The sequence below is a fragment of the Paraburkholderia sabiae genome, assembly GCF_030412785.1.
In the GTDB taxonomy this organism is placed as follows: Bacteria; Pseudomonadota; Gammaproteobacteria; order Burkholderiales; family Burkholderiaceae; genus Paraburkholderia; species Paraburkholderia sabiae.
Genome location: NZ_CP125295.1, coordinates 3,616,826 through 3,637,090 on the forward strand (window position 1 = coordinate 3,616,826; position 20,265 = coordinate 3,637,090).

Consider the following 20,265-nt stretch of genomic DNA (forward strand, 5'->3'; position numbering starts at 1 on the left):
GTAGGGGCGGCGAAAGCAATGTGCAAGCGGGCGGACTGCTGTCGCGCGCTGCTGTCGCGCGCTTCTGTCACGCATTGCTATCGTCTTATCAACAGAACGCCCGATCCCGCCGCTTTATTCCTTCAACGTGCGAGCCGCGGGTTTCCGTCGCGTTACCGTTCGTTGCACGCGGCCGCCGATGGTTCCGGCCGTCCGTCATGCGAACTGGTCGATCCCCTGCACCAGCCGTTTGGCGAGACGCGGCTCGCGCAACTGGTCGAGCCACCATTTCAGTGCGCGGCCTTCCTGATCGCCGCGCCACGCCACGTACAGCACGTTGGGTTCGCGCGGATCGGCGGTGTCTTTTTCGACGAGTTCGCCGCGCTTGAGCAACGAAGCGACGCGCTGACGCGGCAGCCAGCCGACGCCGAGCCCGTCGCGCTGCGCGAGGATTTTCGCACGCATGCTGGGCACCGCGAGCGAAGTCTGTCCGCCGAGCAGCCCGTAAGCGCGTCCGCTCGCTCGCGACGAATCGGCGACGACGATACCGCGCTGCTTCGCGATCTGCTCGCGCCGCAGCGGTTCCTTGATGCTCGCGAGCGCGTGACGCGGCGAAATCGCGAACACCCAGTCGACCACGCCCAGTTCGAACCAGCGCAGGCCGGGAATGGCGGGCGGCTCGTTGGTCGCGCCGACGATCACGTCCGCGCGGCCGTCGCGCAACGCTTCCCACGTGCCGCCGAGCACTTCCGTCGTCACACGCAGCTTGACGCCCGATTGCAGCGCGTCGAACGCGTGGACGACGGGCATGAAGGTTTCGAACTCGAGCAGTTCGTCGGTGACGATCCACAGGCGGTCTTCCCAACCGCTCGCGATCTGCCGCACGCGCTGCGTCATGCGCGACACGTCCTGCATCAGCCGCGCGGCCTCGTCGGCGAGCAGCTGGCCGGCGGGCGTCAGCTGCAGCCGATAGCGACGGCGGTCGAACAGCAGTGCGTCGAAACGTGTTTCGAGCTGGCGCGCCGCGTGCGATACCGTCGACGGAGCCTTGCCGAGTCGCGCCGCCGCGCGCGACAAGCTGCCGCTTTCGCGTATCGCTTCGAGCAGGGCAAGCTCGTCGTCGGTCAACATGTTCGAACCTGTCGAATGAGATGAACGGGAAAATCGTACGGCAAAACACGGACGGCGGTCCATCATAGGGTCTTCTGCCGATGTTCCGCCCCGCGGCTAACATCGCCCGACGAGCTGCGACTCGCGCCACGCAAAGGAAACAAGGAGCATCAACATGGGATTGCTAGTCGACGGTCAATGGCAGGACAAGTGGTACGACACGGCATCGACGGGCGGCCGCTTCGTGCGCACGGACGCCGTCTTCCGCAACTGGGTCACGCCCGACGGCGAAGCCGGGCCGACCGGCCGCGACGGTTTCGAAGCCGAAGCGGGACGCTATCACCTGTATGTGAGCCTCGCGTGTCCGTGGGCGCATCGCGCGCTGATCGTGCGCGCGCTGAAGGGGCTGGAGGACATGATCAGCGTGTCCGTCGTGCACTGGCTGATGCTCGGCGACGGCTGGACGTTCGCCGACGGTCCCGGCGTCGTGCCCGACTCGCTCAATCACGCGAAATTTCTGCGCGACGTGTATGTTGCCGCCGACCCGCACTACAGCGGCCGCGTGACGGTGCCGATTCTTTGGGACAAGCATCAGCGGACGATCGTGAGCAACGAGTCGTCGGAAATCATCCGCATGCTGAACTCGGCGTTCGACGAACTCGGCGCGGAACCGGGCGACTTCTATCCGCCGCCGCTGCGCGCCGAGATCGACGCGATCAACGCGCGCGTCTACGACACGGTCAACAACGGCGTCTACAAGGCAGGATTCGCGACGACGCAGGCAGCGTACGAAGAGGCCGTCGCGCCTTTGTTCGAGACGCTCGACTGGCTCGACCAGAAGCTCTCGAAGCAGCGCTTTCTGACGGGCAACCGTTTGACGGAAGCGGACATCCGCCTTTTCACGACGCTGATCCGTTTCGATGCCGTGTACTTCGGACACTTCAAGTGCAATCTGCGGCGCATCTCGGACTATCCGAATCTGTCCGCTTATACGCGCGATATCTATCAGCATCGCGGCGTGGCCGCGACGGTGAATTTCGGGCACATCAAGCGGCATTACTACGTGAGCCATCGGTCGGTGAATCCGACGGGCATCGTGCCGCTCGGTCCTGTGCAGGATTTCAACGCGCCGCACGATCGCGCTCGGTTTGCGTGACGCGCTGCGAAAGCGCGGTGCGTGCGTTGCGCTAGACTGTCCGCGAACGTCGTTTGAATCGCAGGAGACTCACATGCTACGCAAGACACGCACCGCATCCCAGCTACAGGACGAAGTGAACCGGCGCATTCATCGCGCGCCGGAAGTGGTCGAGGATGGCGTGAAGATTCGCGTGCCGCGTCCGCAAATGCAGGAGCCGGACGTGAACGGCTGCAACTGGACGATGAAGCATTTCGGCAATGCGATCGGCTTCGAGCGCACCGTGAACGACGTGCTCAAGGCCGTGCAGAAGGAATACAACCTGTCGGAATCGGACGATACGAAAGACTTGAACAGCCTGTTCGGCGATTTCCCGAAGAGCTGACGCCTACGCTTACGCGACGGCAGCAAACGCCTCTTCGATCTGCGCGGCGTCCGTCGGCCGCACGACACGCGCCACTTCGACGCCGTCGCGCATGAAGATCAGCGTCGGCCAGAGCTTGACCTTGAACGAGCGCCCGAGCGGCCGGCCCGGTCCGTCTTCGATCTTCAGATGACGCGTGCCCGGATGCTGGCCGAACGCCTTGCCGATCACCGGCTGCGCGCCCTGGCAGTAGCCGCACCAGTCGGTGCCGAATTCGACGACGGTCACACCCGCCATGGCGTCGACATCCGCGCGGCTCGGCGCAGTCTTCGAGTATTGGTTCGCGGTAGTCATATCTCTCCATGTGCCGGACAACGCGGCGCGCGACTTGTGATGCGCCATGTTGCCCGTGATCGAAGAAACGCGCCGACGCCCTGCTCTTATGCGTTGCGCTGACGACGCGCGCGGACGGCTTGCGCGAGCGTCTGCAACACGGGCTCGGTTTGCGCCCAGCCGATGCATGCGTCGGTGATCGATACACCGCGAGCAAGCGGCACACCCGGCTTCAGATCCTGGCGCCCCGCTTCCAGATGACTCTCGATCATCACGCCGACGATCCGCTTGTCGCCGCCCGAGAGCTGGTTCGCCAGGTCCTGCGCGACGTCGATCTGCCGGTCGTGCGACTTGTTCGAGTTCGCGTGCGAGCAGTCGACCATCACCTGTTCGCGCAAGCCGACCTTGCGCAGCGCGGCGCACGCTTCTTCGACGCCCGCTGCGTCGTAGTTCGGGCCTTTCTTGCCGCCGCGCAGGATGACGTGCGCGTCGTCGTTGCCGCGCGTTTCGAAGATTGCGGCCATGCCCATTTTCGTCATGCCCATGAACGCGTGGCTCGCGGCTGCCGCGACGATCGCATCGGCGGCAATCTGCACGCCACCGTCCGTGCCGTTCTTGAAGCCGATCGGACACGACAGACCCGACGCCAGTTGCCGGTGGCTCTGGCTTTCCGTCGTGCGCGCGCCGATCGCGCCCCACGCGATCAGGTCCGCGATGTACTGCGGGCTCAGCAGGTCGAGGAATTCGGTACCCGTCGGCAGCCCGAGGCTGCTGATTTCGAGCAGCAGTTCACGCGCGCGGCGCAGGCCTTCGTTGATGCGGAAGCTGCCGTCCAGACGCGGATCGTTGATATAGCCCTTCCAGCCGACCGTCGTACGCGGCTTCTCGAAGTACACGCGCATCACGATCATCAGGTCGTCGCGCAACGCGTCGGCGGCGACTTTCAGCTTGTGCGCGTATTCCATCGCCTGATCGTGATCGTGAATCGAGCACGGACCCACGACGACAACGAGCCGGTCGTCGCGGTCATGCAGGATGTCGGCGATCTCGACGCGGCTCTTTTCGACCAGCGACTGCACGCCCGGCGGGCACGGCAGTTCGTCGAGCAGCAGCGCGGGCGAAATCAGCGGACGCACCGCGCCGATGCGCGTGTCGTCGATGCGCGTGGTGTCCTGGGTGGAATCGGCGACGCCGGCTTCCTGGTCGCGTGCGGGGTTGTCGATGCGGCTCACGGTATTCTCCAGCTCTGCATTATTTGGGGCGATCACGATTATCGCACTCGCCGTGCGGCAGACGCAGCCGTGAAGGCCGCGCGTGTCACGTGCCGCTTGTGCCGTTCATCAGCTGGATCAGGTACGGCTTCCACACTTCGGGGTGCGCGAGCGTCTGATGTCCGTACGATTGCGCCGTCTCCGGCATCTCCACATATCGACCTTGCGGCACCTTGCCGATCAGCCGCTGCATCACGCCGAGATCGGTGGCGTTGATCAGGTCGTCGGTGAAATTGACGGCGAACAGACGCCCGCGAATCGCGCCGAGATTCGGCTCCGGGTCGTAGTCCCACGACGATTCGAACCAGTACAACACATCGTTCGGATCGCTTTTCGCGGCCTCCGTCACGATCGATTCCGTCAGGCGCGTCGCGGCCGCGCGATCGGGCGCCTGTTCCTGCATGCGCGCCGCGTTGCCCGTGATCAGCGTGAAGACGGGCATCGCGCGCGTCCATTGCGTGGGCGGCGTCGTGTAGTTGCCGTCCTGCCAGCCGGGATCGCTGCGAATCGCGCCGACGATCATCTGCCGCCACAGCCAGTTGCGGCCCGCCATCGCGATCGGCTGGCTGGCGATGGGCATCAGCGCGTCAGCCATGCCCGGATAGCGCTCACCCCACATCCACGTCTGCATGCCGCCCATCGACGTACCGAGCACGAGCTTCAGATGCCGCACCTTGAGCCCGTCGACGAGCAGCCTGTGATTCGCTTCGACGACGTCGCCATAGCCGTAATGCGGAAACTTCGTGCGCATGCCGTCGCTCGGCTTGGTCGAGCCGCCGCGTCCGAGGCCATCGGGAATCACGATGAAATAGCGCTGCGTGTCGAGCGGCTCGCCGGCGGCGAACAGTTCCCTGCGCATCAGCGGCGTGAGGAAGGCTTTGCCCGTGCCCGTCGTGCCGTGCAACAGCAATACGGCGTTGGTGATGTCGCCATGCGCGTCGCGTTGCGGCGTGCCGAGCGTCACGTAGTGGATGCGCAGTTCGGGAAAGACCGTGCCGTCGGAAAAGCGGAAGTCATGCGCGATGAAATCGGCGGCATGTTCGGGGGCGTCTGTTGCTGCGAAAACGGGCGTGAAAGCCTGCGCAAGCGTGATGAATACGGCAAGGCGGATGAGGATCGAACGAAACACGGTGGTCTCCGTCAACGTGTACGCGATGGCTTGGGATCGTACACGATGACGGAAACCCGCGTTCGCGCGGACTTCACAACGCGTCGTACCGCGCCTTGACCTGCTCGAAGAGCTTCCAGAACGACGCGGGCGCGCCGCCGTTCAAACGCTCGCGCAGTACGTCGAGATGACTGTGCCAGCCGGGGCCGACATCGTGTTGCTCGTCGCGATCCGACAGATTGCGATGCGTCAGCACGAGCTTCACCTGATCGCCCGCTTCCGACAGTTCGAACGTCACTTCCGACAGATTGTCCTGAATGCTGCCCCACGTGAACGCGAGTACATGAGGCGGCTCGAAGCGCACCAGTCGATGCAACGACTCATGTCCACCCGCATATTGCCGATACGGCTCGGGCGGAACTTCTGGCGTCGCCGCCAGCAGCGAGTGATCGAAATGCATGATGAAATCGCCGCCCGTCTGCGGTGGGATCGCGCCGGAGGCAAGCCACTGGCTGCGCTTGTCGGATTCCGTCAGATACGCCCACACGCGCTCGATCGGGCCGGGCAGCAGACGTTCGAAACGCACGGTATGCGTGCCGTCGAAAACGCCGAGTGCTTCGTTCGTGTTCATCGTGTTTCTCCCTGAAAGTTGCTTCGCCTCAGTTGCCTGCTTCAGATGCTTCAGGTCAGAGAACGGATCGCCGCGGCGAGTTCCGCGATCAGCCGGTCGGCCTTGTCGGGACGCACACCCGCATAGCCGAGCATGAAGCCGTTGAAGCGTTCGGCGTCTTCGCCCTCGTGACAATACGTGCTCAACGGCGAAACCGCGATGCCACGCTCGCGCAGCGCAGCGCTCACGTCGCGGTCCTGCAAGGGAGCATCGAGCCGCATCGTCAGGTGCATGCCGCTGCCGTCGGACGAAACCGTCACGAGATCGTTCATATGCGTATAGATCGCGCCGACCATCGCTTCGCGCCGCTGCTGATAGATGCGGCGCATGCGCCGCAAGTGGCGCGCGTATTTGCCGCTTTCGATGAAATCGGCGAGCGCGACCTGATCCGCGACGCGCCCTTGCCGCGACATCTCGCCGATTACGCCGCCGATCTCCGGCGCGAGGCTCGCAGGAACGATCATGAAGCCGATGCGCAGCGCGGGGAACATCGTCTTGCTGAACGTGCCGAGATAGACGACGGGCGCGGCATCGCGCAATCCTTGCACCGATGGCAGCGGCGGACCGCTGTGGCGCAGTTCGCTGTCGTAGTCGTCTTCGATGATCCACGCGCCGCGTTCGACGATGTTGTCGATGATCGACCAGCGCCGCTCCAGACTCAACACGCTGCCGAGCGGATATTGATGCGACGGCGTGATGTAGACGAGACGCGGCGGCGTGCGCTGCCAGTGTTCCTCCGTGGGTGCGAGACCGGCGGCGTCGACGGGAATCGGCACGATGTTCAGTCCCGCCGACTGAAACGCAATTCTCGCGCCGTGATAGCCGGGGTTTTCGAGCCACACGGTATCGCCGGGATCGGCGAGCATGCGCGCGCACAGGTCGAGGCTCGTATGCGTGCCCGACGTGATGAACACCTGATCGGCCGTGCAGCGCACGCCGCGCGACACGCGCACATATTCGGCCACCGCGCGCCTGAGCGACGGATGACCCGCGTGATAGCCGTAGCCGAGATCGCGTGCATCGACGGAGCGCCATGCGCGTTCCATCGACGCACGCCATTGCGCAACGGGAAACTCGTCGAGCGCGGGCACGCCCGCCTGAAACGGCGATGGCGTGCCGCGCACGCCACGCTCATGCGGCAATCCGGCGACGCGCCGCGACAATCGACTGACGGGCGTCGCGCTGACGGCTTCCGCATTCGCCGATGGCATCGCAACACAACTGACGACCGACCCATGACGACTCGCCGCGATAAACCCTTCTTCGGCGAGCCGCTCATACGCGTACAGCACCGAATTCCGTGCGATGCCGAGTTGCTCGGCGAGCGCGCGCGTTGGCACGAGCTGGCTGCCGTGGCGAATGTCGCCGTTCAGGATGGCATGGCGCAGGCTTTCGTAAAGCAGCGATTGCTGCGTGAGCTTACGTTCTGCCGACTGGCTCGCGAAGCTCGACATCAACAGCCCGTAATCCAATTGTGTGGCTCCAGATTTTGCATTCGACGTGGAGCTAACAATGGTGCCACAGAAACCCTATGCTTCGACGATACCTGTCGATATAAGCAAGGAGCGCTACCCGTGACACAAGCCGTGAAGATCCGCCCCGTCGTTCCCGCCGATTACGAAGCGTGGTTGCCGTTGTGGGACGGCTACAACCGCTTTTATGGCCGCTTCGACGATACGGCGCTGCCGCGCGAAATCACGCAGCTCACGTGGTCGCGCTTCTTCGACGGACTCGAACCGATGCACGCGATGGTGGCCGAACGCGCGGACGGCACGCTGGTGGGCCTCGTGCATTACCTGTATCACCGCAGCACGTTGATGAAGGGGCCGACGTGCTATCTGCACGACCTGTTCACGCTCGATTCCGAGCGCGGCAAAGGTGTGGGCCGTGCGCTGATCGAAGCCGTCTATGCAGCGGCGAAGGCCGCGCATGCTGAGCGCGTGTACTGGCTCACGCACGAATCGAATCGCACGGCCATGCAGCTTTACGACAAGGTCGCGGACCTGTCGGGATTCGTCGTGTATCGCAAGCCGCTTTAACTGAGATCTTTGACGAGCGATCGCCGAACGTCGTCGGGAACGGTTTGCAGGTCGACGGGATAGTTCGGATGATCGCAGCCGATCAGCAAGGCCGCGCCGTCACGCAAGCGGGCCTTGATCCCAGGCGTCAGTTCGAAGCGCACGAAATGCACGGCTGAGGTCTTCTCGTTGTTCTCGCGTTCGAGGTCTTCGTCGGCGATCGCGTAGACAGGTTCCTCGCCGTCCACTTTCATGAAAACGCTGTCCTCGACGCCGATCAGTCGCGACAGCGCCGCGCGTCGCTCCACTTCGTTCTCGTACTCGATCTGCATCGTCGCCTTGAAGTTGCTGCCGTCAGGCACGAGCGGCAGGTACGCTTCGAGTTCGCCCTGTATGCCGTCTTCGTCGAAAATCTTTTCGATGTGCAGCATTTCCTGGATCTGATAGCGGATCGTCAGCTCATCTTCGAACAGGAACGTCAGGTGATTGCCGAGCCTGACGATGCGGCTCTTCTTGTGCTCGATGACCTGCTCGCGCATCGTCTTGCGCGTCTTCGCATAGTTTTCGAGCGACAGCAGGGAGTTCCTCGCGATGCTCATTCTTGTCCTCGCAGAAGATTGAAGATCAAAGGCCGTATGCCTTGCGCAGCAGCGTCAGCGGATGCGCGAGCTGTGTTTTCGGCAGGTTGTTTTCGTCGAAACCCTGTTCGATATGATGCCCCGCAAGCTGGCAATCCGACGAGATGTAATCGGGCTGCGGCTGCGCCATCGCCTTGAAGACGGGCGTGCCGATCTTCATCGCCATTGCGTGAAACTCCTTCTTCACGCCGAATGTGCCCGCGTGTCCCGAACAGCGCTCGACCACGGTCACCTGCGTATCGGGCACGAGCGCGAAAGTCTCGGACGTCTTGCGTCCGATGTTCTGCACGCGCGCATGACACGGCACGTGATACGACACCTTGCCGAGCGGCGTGTTGAAGTCGGTCTTCAGCAGGCCATCGCGATGACGCGCGACGAAGTATTCGAACGGATCCCAGAATGCTTCGCTGACGGCGCGCACGTCGGCATCGTCGGGAAACATCAGCGGCAGTTCGTGCTTGTACATCAGCACGCAACTCGGAATCGCGCCGATGATCGCGTAGCCGTCGCGTGCATAACGCGCGAGTACCGGCATGTTCTTCCCTTTCTTCGCCGCGACGCCGTCAAGATTGCCCTGCTCCAGCAACGGCATGCCGCAGCATGCTTCGCTTGCGACGAGTTCGTACGGAATGTCGTTGTGTGCGAGCACGGCCAGCAGATCGTGGCCGATGCCCGGCTCGTTGAAATTCACGTAGCACGTTGCGTAGATCGCGACCTTACCGGGCGTGCGCTCGCCGTCCTTCGCCTGTGCTTGCGGCGACTTCTTCGCGGCACTGCGAAACTTGCGCGCGGCGAAATCGGGCAGCCACGCTTTTTTGTCGACGCCGAGCGCCTTTTCCATGAGGTCGCGCGCCACGCCTGTGTGATTCACCGCGTTGACCGTCTGCGTGACGATGGGAATGCCCGCGAAGGTGCCGAGTGCGTCGGTGTTCGACAGGAATTTGTCGCGCATCTGGACTTCGCCGCGCTTGTACGCGGCAGCTTTGGCGCGCAGCATCAGATGCGGAAAATCCACGTTCCACTGATGCGGCGGCACGTATGGACACTTCGTCATGTAGCACAGGTCGCACAGATAGCATTGATCGACCACGGCGCCGAACTTCGTCTTGTCGACTTCATGCGCCTCGCCTGTGTCGGTTTCGTCGACGAGATCGAAAAGCGTCGGGAATGCGCCGCACAACGACACGCACCGCCTGCATCCGGCGCAGATGTCGAATACGCGTGTCAACTCCTGATCGATCGCATCCTGATCGTAGAAGGCATCCGATTTCCAGTCGAGCGGATGACGAATCGGCGCCTCGAGACTGCCTTCCTTGTGAGGCATGGCGTGAGTCTCCTGTGTCGACGTGGAGCACGCGCTCGAGCGCGTTGTTCCCGTCGGATGCAACGTAGTTGCGGGGCTTGTTATATGCGCGTCCGTTCCTTGTATGTCGATGAAACGCGCGCTACGGCACGCGCGAAATCGTGATCGTCTCGCTCGATCTCGCGTCAGTACAGTTGCGCCGGCTGCTCGGCCGGCGCTTCGACCACTCAATCGACCAGTGCTTCCAGCGCCTTCGTATAGCGATTCGCGTGGCTGCGTTCCGCCTTCGCCAGCGTTTCGAACCAGTTCGCGATTTCGTCGAAGCCTTCATCGCGCGCCGTCTTGGCCATGCCGGGATACATGTCGGTGTATTCGTGCGTCTCGCCCGCGATCGCCGCCTGCAGGTTCTGACGCGACGAACCGAACGGCAAACCCGTTGCCGGATCGCCCACGACTTCCAGATATTCGAGGTGGCCGTGTGCGTGGCCCGTTTCGCCTTCCGCTGTCGAGCGGAATAGCGCTGCGACGTCGTTCTGTCCCTCGACATCGGCCTTTGCCGCGAAATACAGATAACGGCGATTGGCCTGCGATTCGCCCGCAAATGCGGCCTTCAGATTCTCCTCCGTCTTCGAACCCTTGAGTTGCGACATCTGAGCCTCCATCCAAAGCCTGTATGTGGGAGCGCGCGTTTTTTGCGTTTCTGTTGGGCAAAGACCGGCCAGACGCGCGCACCTGAGCCGTGCCTTAAATCTAGGAGGTCGGCGATACGTTCCCAATTGGGTTTTTCAATCCTTCCGATAGTCGATTGCCGGTTGGCCTTGCATAACGTTCGGCCCGACGTAGACTGATGAAGCGCACATACTCAATTTCTTCGGGGGAATTCTGCATGCGGCTGACGATACTGATCAACGGTTCGGACCCCACCGTCAATCACGACTATGCGGTGCTATGGCTCGATACAGACGAACGTCGCTGGTCGAGAGAAGCACACGATGGGATCGACCTGCCCCCATGGGGCGAACTTCATGACGAGGACGGCGTCACCAAGCTCTGCGCGCCGAGCGCAGACGCACCCTTATGCACGTTGAATGGCCTGCACGTCGACCCGCGACAGCGGGTCAGTTCGGTACAAGGCAGCGCGGCGTGGTCGTCGGACCGCACGCGCACGCCGATGAGCGGTTATTGGCGCCTGCAGGCCGTCGACCGCTTGCCTGTCAACGCTGAACACAGCGTGTTCGGCCGCTGATCCGGCGACACATTCGAAGCCCGCCCCGCACCTCCCCCTCGCGGGCGCGGGCCATCATCCCGATCTGTTGGCATCGTCTCTTCGCTCGCGCACTCGCGCGTATAAATTGCCATGCGCGCCGCAATGCGTCATGACGCTTTTGCCGATCGCCGCATCACACCTCGCACGTAACGCGATGTAAGCCCTTGCATCGTGCATAGGTCGCACGGCTATACTTGCGACCCCCTCCATTCGCTTTTCCCATCTATGAAGAAGTGGTTAGTCAGCCTGCTTATCGTGGCCGCGAGTTGCACGGGTCACGCATGGGCGGCAACGTCATGCACGGATTTCACGCCCAACGCCCAATGGCCCGTGCTGACGAACGCGAAGATGACGCCGAAGTCGCGCATGCTGTGCTACTCGGATTTCGCCGTTCTGCATTCGGGCATCACGCATGGTCCGCTATGGTCCGCCGAGCATCTGACGCGCGATCACATCGAGGCCGCGAAAGACATGACGCGCACCAACAAGTTTTTCGAAGACGCGCGCTTGCCGGAAGGCGAAGGCGCGACGCTCGCCGACTACAAGCGCAGCGGTTTCGATCGCGGTCATATGAGCCCGGCTGGCAATCGATGGAATCCCGATGCGATGGCACAATCGTTCTCGCTTGCGAACATCGTGCCGCAGAATCGCGAGAACAACCAGCGCCTGTGGTCGCGCCTCGAAACGGCCGTGCGCAAGATCGCCGTCAAATACGACGACACGTACGTCGTCACCGGCCCGATGTTCATCGGCTCGCAGTTGCAGACCATCGGACCGACGCGCGTGTTCGTGCCGACACAGCTGTTCAAGGTCGTCTACGTGCCGTCGAAGAAACTGGCGTTCGCGATCGTCGCGGACAACGTGGCCACCAACAGCTACGAAGTGAAGTCGGTGCATGAACTCGAAGCGATGAGCGGCATCCGCTTTCCGGGCATTCCGGAAAATCTCAAGGACCAGCATCCGGGAGGACTGAAAGGTGTTTAAAGCCTATTCGAACGACGACGACGTGCTCAACATCCAGGGCGACGCGCTGACGGTGTCGAACGGCACCACGCGCGTGGTGCTCAATGGCACGCTCGACATCACGAAGGACAAGCGCGGATTGAAAGCGGCGCTCGCGCTGAAGGAAGCGCTCGACAGCATCGTCGCCGCGCTTCAGGCCGAGCCGACATTGCCGGAGCAGGTCAAGGAAGAGCCCGACGCGAAGCCGGGTGTGGTCGACAATCCGTTCTAGCGCACGCCATTCGATGCAGCGAACGCGCGCAGCTTCGCTGCATCGACGATCTCGATCTCCGCATAGCGCAGCGCGAGCGCGCCCTGCGTCTCGAACTGTTTGAGAATCTGGTTCGTGGTTTGACGCGACAGCGCGAGCATCATCGCGAGATCTTCCTGCGGCACTTTCAGCACGCTTCGCAGCGCACCTGCATCGCCGCCGCCATATCCGCCCGCCATCAGCAGCAGACGCCGCGCGACGCGTTGTGCGGCGGGCAGCAACGCGGCTTCTTCGATTGCATCGAACGCGAGCCGCAGCTTGTGCGTGAGCAGCAGACCGAACGCATGCCAGAACGCCGGCGTGCGTTCGAGCAGCGCCGTGAGCGCCGCGCGCGGCACGTGAAACAGCAGCGTATCGCGCTCGGCATATGCGTCGTGTGTGCGCGTCTGGCCGTCGAACAACGCGATCTCGCCGAACCAGTTCACCGGTTCGATCACCGCGAGCAACGCTTCCTTGCCGTCCACGCTCGCCGAGCCGATCCGCATCAATCCATCGAGCACACAATAGAAGCCGTCATCGGCATCGCCGCGATTGAAGAGGCGCTGGCCCGCTGGCAGCCGCCGCGTGCGTCCCGTTTCGATCAGTTGCATGCGCAACGCGTCCGGCGCCGAGCGAAACCACGCGCTGCGATCGAGCAGTTCCGCAAGTTCAGACGACGGAATAGCGAATGTCATGAGAGCCTGAATGGTTCGAATTGTCGGCTAGCCGAAAGTGTCGCAGCGCGCCGCCCGCGATTATGATGACTTTCGACGAGGAACGGCATCCATGAGAACGCTCACCGACCAGCTCGCGCAATACGCAGCCTATCATCGCGACCGGCGCAACATCGCGACGCATTTCATCGGCATTCCGATGATCGTGCTCGCGCTCGCCGTGCTGCTGAGCCGGCCCGCGTGGACGCCCGACTCGTTGCCATTCGCGCTGTCGCCTGCGTGGGTGCTGTTCGGCCTCAGCGTGATCTACTACTTCGTGCTCGACGTGCCGCTCGGTCTGATGATGTGCGTCGTGTCGCTGGCATGCGTGGCGTGCGGCGCATGGCTCGCCGCACAACCGACGTTGACGTGGCTCGCATCGGGCATCGGCCTGTTCGTGGTCGGCTGGGCGTTCCAGTTCGTGGGACACGTCGCCTACGAGCACCGCAAGCCCGCCTTCGTCGACGATGTGATCGGCCTGCTGATCGGCCCGCTGTTCGTGCTCGCCGAAACGCTGTTTGCGTTCGGCTGGCGGCCCGCGTTGCGCGAGGCGATCGAAGCGAAAGTCGGCCCCACGCATGTCGATGCCGCGCATGGCGTCACGCGGCATCGCTCCTGAGTTCAACGCGGCGCGAGCAGCCTCGCGCTATGCAACGCCGTCAGCCCGACGGCGATCCAGATCGGCACATAAGTGCCAAGCTGCTGCGCCGTCAGCGTTTCGCCGAGCAGCGTCACGGATACGATCACCAGCAACACCGGCTCCACATAACCGAGGATGCCGAACAGCGCCATCGGCAGCAGACGGCTCGCTTTCAGATACGTCGCGAGCGCAATCGTGCTCAGTGCGCCGAGTCCCGGCAACAGCAACAGCCACATATCGATGCGGCCCGACAGCAGCGCGAGCGAGCCGCCGCTGAACACCATTGCGAGTGCGAACGGCAGCATCAGCGACATTTCGAGCGCAAAGGCCGTCAGCGAATCGGCGTTCATCTTGCGCCGCAACACGAAGTACGGCGGATAGCCGACCGCGACCAGCAGCGTCGGCCAGGAAAACGCACGCGTCACCCACAGTTCGTGCAGCACGCCCACGGCCGCGCACGCCACGGCGAGCCACTGCAACGGTTCGAGCCGCTCGTGATAGTAGAAACGCCCGAGCAGCACCATCGACAGCGGCAACAGAAAGTAGCCCAGCGACACTTCGAGCATCCGCCCATGCAGCGGCGCCCACAGGAACACCCACAACTGCGCGCCTAGCAATATCGCGCTGGCGACCAGCAGCAGTGCGGTGCGCGGCTCGCGAAGCACGCGCTGCAATAGCGCCTGCAATTGCGGCAGACGCGAGCGGACGGCAATCAGCGTGAAAGCGCCCGGCACGGTCCAGATCACGCGCCACGCGAAGATATCGAGCCCCGTCAGCGGCGCGAGCAGTTTCGCGTACACGGACATCAGGGCGAAGAGCGTCGATGCGCACACGGATAACGCGATGCCGCGCCCCGGTTGATAAGCGTTCATCGGCGGGAAGTCTCGTTCATTGTTAAGTCTTGTTTTAACTGCGCGACGCCGGCGCGCTCCGGTGCGAGCGAGGCCGTGCCGCGTGAAGCGCGCATTCTAGGGTATGTGCGACTCACTCGCACTTTTCGGCCAGATTGCGTCCGTGCATATCCACGTTCGATGCACTATAAAAACTAACTCCATCTCCACGCCGCATGTCGTCGGCGAATCGTAGGCGGGTCGTCTGCGGAAACACAAGCCTGTTTCTTGCTTCTATGTACCGCTCGAAGCCGCGTCAGCGGCTTTCAATATGCTTCTGTGCACGCGACGCACACGAACGCAGACACGCGCCGGTCATCGAATGCGCTCACGCTTGGTTCGCTGAACGCACGCCGGTCCACTCACTCCAACGCATTCGCTCTTCCGCAGTCCGCAAGCCATCACTGGAACGAGACAACACGGAGCCAACATGACTCAGCCAGCCGTATCGCATCACCTGTCGCACGACGTATCGCCGGAATTCGCCGCCGCCGTTCGCGCTGGCCTCAGCAAGCAGCCCCAGAAGGAATTGCCGTCGAAGTATCTGTACGACGAAGTCGGTTCAGCGCTGTTCGAGGTGATCACCGCGCTGCCCGAATACGGCGTCACACGCGCCGAAGAACGCCTGCTCGCGCAACACGCGGGCGACATCGTCGCGCAGTTGCCGCACAACGCGATCGTCGCGGAACTGGGCAGCGGCAGCGGCCGCAAGACGCGCCGCATCCTCGAAGCGCTCTGTAAAAAGCGCCCCACTTCTTACTGCCCGATTGAAATTTCGCGCACCGCTTTGCAATTATGTCGCCGTGAACTCGGCGATATCGAACGCATTTCGATCGTCGGCTACGAACGCGACTATCTCGCGGGGCTGGCCGAAGTGAGCAAGCGCCGCGCCAGCGACGAGCCGCTGCTCGTGCTGTTTCTCGGCAGCACGATCGGCAATTTCGGACGGCTCGCGGCCACGCGTTTTCTGCGCGATATCCGCAACATGCTCGCGCCCGGCGACGCGCTGTTGCTCGGCACCGACCTCGAAAAGCCAGTGCCCGTACTGATTTCAGCGTACGACGATCCGATCGGCGTAACGGCTGCGTTCAACCTGAACCTGCTCGCACGCATCAATCGCGAACTGGACGGCGATTTCCCGCTGGATGCCTTCGAACACGTCGCGCGCTTCAATCCGGACGTGCGCAGCATCGAGATGCATCTGCGCGCGAAGCGCAACGTGAAAGCGCAGGTGCGCGCGGCGCAGCTGACGGTCGAACTGCGCGAAGGCGAGACGATCTGGACGGAGAGCAGCCACAAGTATCGTGCGGAAGAATTGCATGCGATCGCCGACGATGCGGGCTTCACATGCAGCCATCAATGGCTCGAGCGCGATTGGGGTTTTGCGGAAAGTCTGCTGGTGGCGCGTTGAGCGCCTTCATGACATAAAAAGCGCGCGGACTCGAGCCGCGCGCTTTTTTGTGTGCCGTTTTACTGCTGCTGAAAGCGCTCGTAGCGCTTGTCACTGGCGCGCTCTTCGTGCGTGACTTCCGTCACGCGCGCCGTCGGCGGCCCGTGACGCAGCCACGACAGCATCCGGTCGAGCTGGTTCGCCGGCCCTTGCAACATGGCTTCGACGGAACCGTCTTCCAGGTTCGCCACCCATCCCCGGATACCTAGCGCATGCGCCTGGCGCACCGTCGCGTGACGAAAGCCGACGCCCTGCACCATGCCGCGCACCCGCACGTAGTACGTTTCCATACGCGAATCGAGATCCGTGCCGGACATGCTCTCACCTCCTTCTATGCGTTTACGCGGGCATTCTAGTCGCGCCACGCGCGCTTTGCTTGCTGCGTTCCGCTTTGGCCTGGATGCGGGCGAGCATCGCGCGCACCGCGGGACAATCACGGCCTTAACGCGCAGCACGTACAATTCCGACCTCTGCAAATCATCGAACGCCACGCAATGACCGATCAGACTCGCGACCTCGTACTCGTCACCGGTGCATCCGGTTTCGTCGGCTCGGCCGTCGCGCGCATCGCGCAGCAAAAGGGCTTTGCGGTGCGCGTGCTAGTGCGTCCGACCAGCCCGCGCCGCAACGTCGAATCGCTCGATGCGGAAATCGCGGTCGGCGACATGCGCGACGAGGCGTCGATGCGTGCGGCAATGCGCGGCGCGCGCTATCTGCTGCACGTCGCCGCCGATTACCGGCTGTGGGCGCCCGACCCGCACGAAATCGAGCGCGCGAATCTCGAAGGCACGGAAGCGACGATGCGCGCAGCGCTGAAGGAAGGCGTGGAGCGCGTCGTGTACACGAGCAGCGTCGCGACGTTGAAGGTCACGGGCTCGGGCGCCTCCGTCGACGAAACTTCACCGATGACGCCGGATCAGGCGATCGGCGTCTACAAGCGCAGCAAGGTGCTCGCCGAGCGCGCCGTCGAACGGATGATCGCGAACGACGGCCTGCCCGCTGTCATCGTCAATCCGTCGACGCCCATCGGTCCGCGCGACGTGAAGCCGACGCCGACGGGCCGCATCATCGTCGAGGCGGCGCTCGGCAAGATTCCCGCGTTCGTCGATACGGGGCTGAACCTCGTGCATGTCGACGACGTGGCAATGGGCCACTTTCTCGCGCTCGAACGCGGCAAGATCGGCGAGCGCTACATTCTGGGCGGCGAGAATCTGCCGCTGCAGCAGATGCTCGCCGATATCGCGGGCATGGTCAGTCGCAAGCCGCCGACGATCGCGCTACCGCGCTGGCCGCTATATCCGCTCGCAGTCGGCGCGGAAGCGGTCGCGAAGTTCACGAAGCGCGAGCCGTTCGTGACCGTCGACGGCCTGAAGATGTCGAAGAACAAGATGTACTTCACGTCGGCGAAAGCGGAGCGCGAACTCGGCTATCAGGCGCGTCCGTATCGCGAAGGCTTGCGCGATGCGCTCGACTGGTTCCGCGAAGCGGGCTATCTGAAAGCGTGACGGCGCGACGCCTCTCTGCGCGGACTTGCACACGCTTTGTTACAACTCGCGATGCCGGCTCGAAAGCTCACGTCGGCGCGCAGAAGGTAAAATCGCGGGTCTTACCAGAGAACTACGCATGAATCTTCAGGAACAGCTTGGCGCGCTCGAAACAGGCGTCCAACAGCTCATTCAGGCTGCGACGGCTTCTGTCGCGGCATCGCGCGAAGCCGACGCCGCGACCGCCAAGCAGGCGGACGGCGAACCGGCGGCCGTTGCGGAAGCCGCCGTCGTTGCGCCCGTCGAACCGCAAGCCGAAGCGGACGTTGCGGACGCCGCAGACGACAAGCCGACGCTGCATATCGAGCGTCCGAGCCAGAACGAAATCACGATGTCGATCGGCGGCAAGTCGGTCACGCTGCATACGCTGCAACTGGCTCAGCTGCTCGAGGAACTGTCGAACGCGCGTGCGTCGATGGAACCGGAAGTGCCGCCGAACCTGCCCACAGGCTGGCGTTTCGTGTCGACGAAAAATCCGATGATGGCCGTGCAGAAGCAGTCGAACGGCGACCGTCTGCTCGTGATGCGCCATACAGGACACGGCTGGGTGCCGTTCCAGTTTTCGCCGGACATGGTCATTCAGATGTACATGATGCTGACGCAGAAGTGATCGCATGCGACGGCCACGCGGCCGTCGGTCTTCAATGCGTCAGCGGCAGCAACGAATTCAGCAGACTGGTCGCGCGCTGCGAAACACTCGGACTGCTCGCGGCGTCCGCCACAGGGCTCACGTAGACCACGGGCCCGATACACAACGACGAATAGCGCGCATCGCAGTCGCCGTCGCGAGCCGGCAGCGGCTGGTCGGCACCCGGCACTGCGCTGGCATCGGTAGCCACGACATCCGCGAACGTCTTTACGCGGCCGTTGACCTTCTCCGCATACGCCTGCGATCCGCCGTAGCTCTTCAACGCGGCATTCAGATCGCCGCCCGCCGATTTCACGTAGCCGTACAGAATCGCCGAGCCGATTTCGATGTTGGTCTCGGGATCGGTCAGATCCTTCACGTCTTTCAACATGCGTTTGTGCGCGCCGGGCACGACCTGCATCAGCCCCGTTGCGCCGTTGCCGCCCTTGGCCTTTTCCTTGAAACGCGATTCGATCGAGATGATCGCGAGAATCAGCGCGGGCGGCAGCGCGTACTTTTCCGACGCGGCGCGCACAGCGTTCGATATCTGTTCGGCCTTCTCTTTCGCGAGGCCGAACTTCTGGCGGAGATAGTCGGAGGTGCGGTCGTGGTTCGTCTGATCGTCGGCTGATGCATTCTGCATAACACTGAGCACAAGGACGATCAGGCAGACCAGCCGCTTCATTGATTCGACCCGGCGGGCGCCTGCACGCGCGCCTTCCATTGGCCGCCCTTGCCGCGCCAGTAGCGCACGGCCGAGCCGAACGTCGCGCTGACGTAGAACAGCGCGATGAGCGGCAGGAACGGCGCCCACAGCGGCGAGCGCTGGTAGTAGCGCAGCATCGGCGCGTAGGCGCAGCACATCGCGCCCCACGCGAGCCACGCCGGCCAGCCTTTCGGCCCGAGCAGAAGCGCGACGGCGGGAGGCACGAGATAGATGATCGTCATGCCGAGCAGCGTGCCCGCCAGCAACAACGCCGAATAGCGCAGCTGCGTGAACGCCGTGCGCGCGATCATGTTCCAGATTTCGCGCCAGCTGTCGTACGGACGCAGCGAGACGCTGCGCGCCGCCACGTCGAGACGGATGGGATGACGGCCCTCGCCGCGATGCTTGATGCGCGCGGCGAGACTGCAATCGTCGATCAGTTCGGCGCGGATCGATTCGATGCCGCCCGCTTCTTCGAGCGCCGTACGGCGCACCAGCATGCAGCCGCCCGCCGCGCCCGCCGTGCGATTGCGCGGATTGTTGACCCACGCGAACGGATACAGCTTCGCGAAAAAGAACACGAAGGCGGGAATCAGCGCCTTTTCCCAGAACGAATCGCAACGCAGACGCACCATCAGCGAGACGAGGTCGCGCTTTTCGGCGTCGGCGCGCATCACGAGTTGCGTGAGCGCATCGGACGGATGGCCGATGTCGGCATCCGTGAGCAGCAGGTATTCCGGCGAGTAGCCGAGCGAACGCGCCGCCTCGATGCCCTGCGACTGCGCCCAGACCTTGCCCGACCAGGCCGCCGGCAGCGGCTTCGCGCTGATCACCGTCAGCCGGTCCGGGCACTGAAGCGCGAGCGCGGCGGCGCGGGCGGCGTCGGCGGTGCCGTCGGTGCTGTGGTCGTCGATGACGATTACGTGGAAGTCGCCCCGATACTCTTGCGTGAGCAACGAGGTGACGGCCCGCGCGATCACGTCCGCTTCATTGCGCGCGGGAACGACGGCGGCGACGCCGGGCCACGCGTCGCGCGCCTCGGGCGCGAGCGGCGCAGCGGGCTGCGCGCGCCAGAAACCGCCGCGCGCGAACAGCAGCACACACCAGATCAACAGCGACAGACACGCCAACACAAACAGAACCGCCGCAATCATGCATAGCCCTCTATGGAAGCCGCGCGCTTCGGACGCGGCGACGGGCGCGGCGCGCCAGCAGAACACGCGACGCTGCGCCAGTCGTGGAAATC

Annotated in this window: 24 protein-coding genes; 10 read left to right on the forward strand and 14 right to left on the reverse strand. The window is 63.4% G+C overall.

The window, feature by feature from the left end; translation table 11 throughout:
• Positions 1-195: 195 nt before the first annotated feature.
• Positions 196-1,110 carry a LysR family transcriptional regulator gene (locus tag QEN71_RS16275; RefSeq protein ID WP_201648486.1) on the reverse strand — a complete coding sequence of 305 codons (915 nt, stop codon included), beginning with the start codon at positions 1,108-1,110 and terminating at the stop codon, positions 196-198.
• A gap of 154 nt (positions 1,111-1,264) precedes the next feature.
• Between QEN71_RS16275 and QEN71_RS16280 the strand changes: the two genes are divergently transcribed.
• Together QEN71_RS16280 and QEN71_RS16285 are read left to right on the forward strand one after the other, a co-directional pair.
• Complete coding sequence (locus QEN71_RS16280; RefSeq protein WP_201648485.1) at positions 1,265-2,245, forward strand: glutathione S-transferase family protein; 981 nt, start codon at positions 1,265-1,267, stop codon at positions 2,243-2,245.
• 73 nt (positions 2,246-2,318) lie between these two features.
• Positions 2,319-2,609 carry a hypothetical protein gene (locus QEN71_RS16285; RefSeq protein WP_201648484.1) on the forward strand — a complete coding sequence of 97 codons (291 nt, stop codon included), beginning with the start codon at positions 2,319-2,321 and terminating at the stop codon, positions 2,607-2,609.
• 9 nt (positions 2,610-2,618) lie between these two features.
• Here the strand turns inward: QEN71_RS16285 and QEN71_RS16290 are convergent, their stop codons facing one another.
• From QEN71_RS16290 to pdxR, 5 genes are all read right to left on the reverse strand, one after another.
• Positions 2,619-2,942 (reverse strand): thioredoxin family protein, encoded by a 324-nt coding sequence (locus tag QEN71_RS16290; RefSeq protein WP_028363833.1) that lies wholly within the window; start codon positions 2,940-2,942, stop codon positions 2,619-2,621.
• A gap of 86 nt (positions 2,943-3,028) precedes the next feature.
• Complete coding sequence (locus QEN71_RS16295) at positions 3,029-4,153, reverse strand: 3-deoxy-7-phosphoheptulonate synthase (protein WP_290370816.1); 1,125 nt, start codon at positions 4,151-4,153, stop codon at positions 3,029-3,031.
• Positions 4,154-4,238: 85 nt separating this feature from the next.
• On the reverse strand, positions 4,239-5,321 hold the full coding sequence (locus tag QEN71_RS16300) for an alpha/beta fold hydrolase (RefSeq protein ID WP_233471683.1): 1,083 nt from the start codon (positions 5,319-5,321) through the stop codon (positions 4,239-4,241).
• Positions 5,322-5,394: 73 nt separating this feature from the next.
• Entirely contained in the window at positions 5,395-5,931 is a 537-nt protein-coding gene (locus QEN71_RS16305) for an SRPBCC family protein (RefSeq protein WP_201648482.1), read from the reverse strand.
• Between the two features lie 50 nt (positions 5,932-5,981).
• Positions 5,982-7,442, reverse strand: a complete 1,461-nt coding sequence (pdxR, locus tag QEN71_RS16310; RefSeq protein ID WP_201648481.1) for a MocR-like pyridoxine biosynthesis transcription factor PdxR — start codon at positions 7,440-7,442, stop codon at positions 5,982-5,984.
• Between the two features lie 102 nt (positions 7,443-7,544).
• Between pdxR and QEN71_RS16315 the strand changes: the two genes are divergently transcribed.
• Positions 7,545-8,009 (forward strand): GNAT family N-acetyltransferase, encoded by a 465-nt coding sequence (locus QEN71_RS16315; protein ID WP_201648480.1) that lies wholly within the window; start codon positions 7,545-7,547, stop codon positions 8,007-8,009.
• On the opposite strand, the gene QEN71_RS16320 is transcribed toward QEN71_RS16315, so the two are convergent.
• From QEN71_RS16320 to QEN71_RS16330, 3 genes are all read right to left on the reverse strand, one after another.
• The gene (locus QEN71_RS16320; protein ID WP_201648479.1) at positions 8,006-8,587 is read right to left on the reverse strand and encodes a DUF3501 family protein; all 582 of its coding nucleotides are present in this window, start codon (positions 8,585-8,587) and stop codon (positions 8,006-8,008) included. The genes QEN71_RS16315 and QEN71_RS16320 overlap by 4 nt on opposite strands.
• Positions 8,588-8,612: 25 nt before the next feature.
• Positions 8,613-9,950 (reverse strand): heterodisulfide reductase-related iron-sulfur binding cluster, encoded by a 1,338-nt coding sequence (locus tag QEN71_RS16325; RefSeq protein WP_201648478.1) that lies wholly within the window; start codon positions 9,948-9,950, stop codon positions 8,613-8,615.
• 206 nt (positions 9,951-10,156) lie between these two features.
• Positions 10,157-10,579: a rubrerythrin family protein gene (locus tag QEN71_RS16330; RefSeq protein WP_028363840.1), complete on the reverse strand. Its 423-nt coding sequence runs from the start codon at positions 10,577-10,579 to the stop codon at positions 10,157-10,159.
• A 236-nt stretch (positions 10,580-10,815) separates the two neighbouring features.
• On the opposite strand from QEN71_RS16330, the gene QEN71_RS16335 reads away from it, so the two are divergent.
• The 3 genes from QEN71_RS16335 (at position 10,816) to QEN71_RS16345 (ending at position 12,430) form a co-directional block, all read left to right on the forward strand.
• Positions 10,816-11,175, forward strand: coding sequence for a DUF3564 domain-containing protein (locus QEN71_RS16335; protein WP_201648477.1), 360 nt, complete (start codon positions 10,816-10,818; stop codon positions 11,173-11,175).
• A 246-nt stretch (positions 11,176-11,421) separates the two neighbouring features.
• A complete protein-coding gene (locus QEN71_RS16340; RefSeq protein ID WP_201648476.1) occupies positions 11,422-12,180 on the forward strand; it encodes a DNA/RNA non-specific endonuclease in 759 nt (252 codons plus the stop codon).
• The gene (locus QEN71_RS16345) at positions 12,173-12,430 is read left to right on the forward strand and encodes a hypothetical protein (protein ID WP_201648475.1); all 258 of its coding nucleotides are present in this window, start codon (positions 12,173-12,175) and stop codon (positions 12,428-12,430) included. The genes QEN71_RS16340 and QEN71_RS16345 overlap by 8 nt, the downstream gene beginning before the upstream one ends.
• Here the strand turns inward: QEN71_RS16345 and QEN71_RS16350 are convergent.
• Complete coding sequence (locus QEN71_RS16350; protein WP_201648474.1) at positions 12,427-13,143, reverse strand: Crp/Fnr family transcriptional regulator; 717 nt, start codon at positions 13,141-13,143, stop codon at positions 12,427-12,429. The two genes, QEN71_RS16345 and QEN71_RS16350, sit on opposite strands and share 4 nt — an antisense overlap.
• 91 nt (positions 13,144-13,234) lie before the next feature.
• Between QEN71_RS16350 and QEN71_RS16355 the strand changes: the two genes are divergently transcribed.
• The gene (locus QEN71_RS16355; RefSeq protein WP_201648473.1) at positions 13,235-13,780 is read left to right on the forward strand and encodes an Mpo1 family 2-hydroxy fatty acid dioxygenase; all 546 of its coding nucleotides are present in this window, start codon (positions 13,235-13,237) and stop codon (positions 13,778-13,780) included.
• A 2-nt stretch (positions 13,781-13,782) separates the two neighbouring features.
• On the opposite strand, the gene rarD is transcribed toward QEN71_RS16355, so the two are convergent.
• Positions 13,783-14,673: an EamA family transporter RarD gene (gene rarD / locus QEN71_RS16360; protein ID WP_201648472.1), complete on the reverse strand. Its 891-nt coding sequence runs from the start codon at positions 14,671-14,673 to the stop codon at positions 13,783-13,785.
• Positions 14,674-15,121: 448 nt separating this feature from the next.
• Between rarD and egtD the strand changes: the two genes are divergently transcribed.
• The gene (gene egtD, locus QEN71_RS16365; RefSeq protein WP_201648471.1) at positions 15,122-16,102 is read left to right on the forward strand and encodes an L-histidine N(alpha)-methyltransferase; all 981 of its coding nucleotides are present in this window, start codon (positions 15,122-15,124) and stop codon (positions 16,100-16,102) included.
• A gap of 59 nt (positions 16,103-16,161) precedes the next feature.
• Here egtD and QEN71_RS16370 read toward each other — a convergent pair whose 3' ends face one another.
• Positions 16,162-16,458 (reverse strand): acylphosphatase, encoded by a 297-nt coding sequence (locus QEN71_RS16370; RefSeq protein ID WP_201648470.1) that lies wholly within the window; start codon positions 16,456-16,458, stop codon positions 16,162-16,164.
• Positions 16,459-16,635: 177 nt separating this feature from the next.
• On the opposite strand from QEN71_RS16370, the gene hpnA reads away from it, so the two are divergent.
• Both hpnA and QEN71_RS16380 read left to right on the forward strand, forming a co-directional pair.
• Complete coding sequence (gene hpnA / locus QEN71_RS16375) at positions 16,636-17,646, forward strand: hopanoid-associated sugar epimerase (protein WP_201648469.1); 1,011 nt, start codon at positions 16,636-16,638, stop codon at positions 17,644-17,646.
• A gap of 118 nt (positions 17,647-17,764) precedes the next feature.
• Positions 17,765-18,295: a hypothetical protein gene (locus tag QEN71_RS16380; RefSeq protein WP_201648468.1), complete on the forward strand. Its 531-nt coding sequence runs from the start codon at positions 17,765-17,767 to the stop codon at positions 18,293-18,295.
• A gap of 31 nt (positions 18,296-18,326) precedes the next feature.
• On the opposite strand, the gene QEN71_RS16385 is transcribed toward QEN71_RS16380, so the two are convergent.
• Both QEN71_RS16385 and QEN71_RS16390 read right to left on the reverse strand, forming a co-directional pair.
• Complete coding sequence (locus tag QEN71_RS16385) at positions 18,327-18,998, reverse strand: lytic transglycosylase domain-containing protein (protein ID WP_201648467.1); 672 nt, start codon at positions 18,996-18,998, stop codon at positions 18,327-18,329.
• Positions 18,995-20,173, reverse strand: a complete 1,179-nt coding sequence (locus QEN71_RS16390; protein WP_201648466.1) for a glycosyltransferase — start codon at positions 20,171-20,173, stop codon at positions 18,995-18,997. Before QEN71_RS16390 ends, QEN71_RS16385 begins: the two co-directional genes overlap by 4 nt.
• Positions 20,174-20,265 lie beyond the last annotated feature (92 nt).